Genomic DNA, 2,698 nt, shown 5'->3' with positions numbered 1-2,698 from the left:
GGCAGGCTGGAACCAGGACGATCCCGAAGAAGGCCCTGAACAGGGCCCCGAACGAGACCCCGAGCCATGGTCCGAACGATGCCCACCAGGATCCCGCCCGACGCCCTCCCCCGGCTGCACAGAGCCCGGCCGCACCAAGCCCGGCCCCACAGAGCCCGGCCCCACAGAGCCCGGCCGCGCCAAGCCCGCCCGGAGCCGTCCGGATGACCGGTCGCCGCGACGACCTGTACGCCCGGCTCCTGCTCGCCTCCGCCCGCTGGGCCGATCGTGCCGAACGCTGCGCCGCCTGGACGGGCCGGGGCGCCGAGCGGTGCCGCCGGTGGGCCCGCGAGGGCGCGCAGCGGCCGGGGGAGCTGGCCCCGCCGTCGTGGTTCGCCATCGCGCTGCCGTTCGGGATCGGGTGGTACCTGGTCGTCGGCGAGGTGGCCCGGACGTGGTGCCGGGTCGCCCGGCGCTGCTGCTGGCTCCTGGGCCGGGCGCTCGGCGGCCGCCCCGGCTGACGCGCTTTTCAGGCGGCGGGCCGCGCCCGGTACAGTGGTGGATCGTGGCCAGTCGTAAAACGTCGATCATGGAAGCAGCCGCGCGGGTGATCGCGCGGCGCGGGGTGCGCGGACTGCGCGTGGAGGAGCTCGCCGCGGAGGCGGGGGTGTCCACCGCGCTGATCTACTACCACTTCAAGGACCGCACCGGGATCCTCCGGCAGACGCTGGAGTTCATCAACGACCGGGCCGAGCGCTACACGACCGAACGTGCCGCGGACGCGCCGCCGCTGACGCCGCGCGAGGAGCTGGAGCAGACGCTGCTGCTGGAGCTCCAGGACAGCGTCGAGGTGCGCGAGAACAGCACCGCCTGGGGCGAGCTGCGGGCGAGCGCGGTGTTCGACGAGACGCTCCGCGAGGACCTGGCCCGGGCCACCCGGGTGTGGGTGCAGGAGATCGCCGAACTGCTGGGCGTCGTGCGGCCGATGTCGTCGGCGGTCGCGCTGGCCGGCGCCGCCGAGCGGCTGACCGCGCTGCTGGAGGGCCTGAGCGTGCGCTGGCTCAGCGGCAGCCTCCCGCTGGCGCACGCCCGCACGCTCATGGTCGACGCGATCGACGCCGAGGTGGCGCGGCTCGGCTCCTGAAGAGCCCGAGGGGTTGATGACAGGGCCCCTGTCGCGCTCCGTACACGCCTGTGCCCCTTTCCGTCAGGGCTTGCCCAAAGATTTGACTGATTTTTCAGTCAGTGCCACCCTGGGCCGCAGCCCGACACCCGCAGCATCCGACACCCGCAGGGCCGGGTGGTGCCGCCCGCCCGTTCCGTGGTGCGCCGGTTCGCCGCAGCGCAGAGAGTGGAGCGGCGCGAAGAGTGGACCCGGCGGCTCCCCGCACCCTCCCCGGCACCGTCGCACGATCTGGAGACCCTCATGAGCCACTACCGTGATGACCGTTCCACCGGGAACTTCCCCTGGGTGCCCGCCGACGACGCTCCGCACGCGCGGACCTGGATGTCCTGGCCCTCCCGCCGGGGCGTGTGGGGCCTGCGCCTGGGCGGGGTGCAGGACGACATCGCGCTGATCGCCCGCACGATCGCCGAGTTCGAGCCCGTCGTCATGTGCGCCCCGGACGACTACACCGCCGGCAAGGCCCGCGCGAAGTGCGGCCCGGCGGTCGAGGTGACCACCGCCATCCCCACCGACGACCTGTGGATGCGCGACATCGCCCCGGTGTTCCGCCGGGACGGCTACGGCGGCCTGGACGCCGTCGTGCTCAACTTCAACGGCTGGGGCAACAAGCAGATCCACGACGACGACGCCCTCGCCGCCGAGCGCATCGCCGCGCGCCGCGGCCTGCGCCACTCCTACGCGGACTTCGTCGGCGAGGGCGGCGCGGTGGAGACGGACGGCGACGGCACCGTCATGGCGACCGAGAGCAGCCTGGTCAACAAGAACCGCAACCGCGGCATGAGCCGGGACGAGATCGAGGACGCCGTCCTCGACGCCTACGGCGCGGACACGATGATCTGGCTGCCCGGGATCAAGGGCAAGGACGTCACCGACGACCACGTGGACGTCACCTCGCGCTTCGTCCGCCCGGGCGTCGTCATGGTGCAGCTCCCGCCGGCGGACCGCAACGACGCGTGGGCCAAGGACGCCCGAGAGCAGTTCGCGATCCTCTCCTCCGCCACCGACGCCCGCGGCCGCCGCCTCCAGGTGATCCCCGTGCACGGCCCGGACACCGTCCGCTCGCGCAGCTCGAACTTCGTCGACTCCTACCTCAACTTCCACGTCGTCAACGGCGGTGTCATCACGGCCCAGTTCGGCGACGCGTACAAGGACGCCGCCGCGCGGGAGGCGCTGGCCGCGGCGTTCCCCGGCCGCGAGGTGGTGCAGATCGACGTCGACCGCCTGATGACCGGGGGCGGCGGCATCCACTGCTCGACCATGCACGAGCCGCTGCCGTAGCCGTCACCGTCCACACCCATCACCCCTCACACCCGCACGCAGAACCCGACCCCATCGGAGATCACGCATGCCCACCGACCCGTCCCGCCGCATCGTCCTGCGCTCCCTCGCCGGTGCCGGCGTCCTCGCCCTCGGCCTGACCGCCTGTTCGGACCTCGACGACCCCGACGGCGCCGGCGCCGCCAACCCCGGGGACGGCACCGCCCCCACCCAGCAGCCCGGCGGCCCCGGCGCCCGGCGCTTCGGCGCCGAGTG

At 73.5% G+C, this 2,698-nt stretch carries 3 protein-coding genes and 1 pseudogene; all 4 read left to right on the top strand.

Annotated features, from left to right (window positions below; all coding sequences use genetic code 11):
- The first annotated feature begins 203 nt into the window (after positions 1–203).
- A complete protein-coding gene (locus tag AB0O00_RS34850) occupies positions 204–500 on the top strand; it encodes a hypothetical protein (protein WP_363658695.1) in 297 nt (98 codons plus the stop codon).
- Between the two features lie 44 nt (positions 501–544).
- The gene (locus AB0O00_RS34845) at positions 545–1,123 is read left to right on the top strand and encodes a TetR/AcrR family transcriptional regulator (RefSeq protein WP_363658693.1); all 579 of its coding nucleotides are present in this window, start codon (positions 545–547) and stop codon (positions 1,121–1,123) included.
- A 282-nt stretch (positions 1,124–1,405) separates the two neighbouring features.
- A complete protein-coding gene (locus AB0O00_RS34840; protein ID WP_363658691.1) occupies positions 1,406–2,443 on the top strand; it encodes an agmatine deiminase family protein in 1,038 nt (345 codons plus the stop codon).
- Between the two features lie 67 nt (positions 2,444–2,510).
- Positions 2,511–2,698 (top strand): annotated as a pseudogene (locus AB0O00_RS34835) (hypothetical protein); the annotation flags it as partial.

Origin of the sequence: Kitasatospora sp. NPDC093558, from assembly GCF_040683475.1 — a bacterium.
Taxonomy (GTDB): Bacteria; Actinomycetota; Actinomycetes; order Streptomycetales; family Streptomycetaceae; genus Kitasatospora.
Note: the sequence above shows the minus strand (reverse complement) of the source record. Positions and strands in the feature narration are given on the sequence as shown.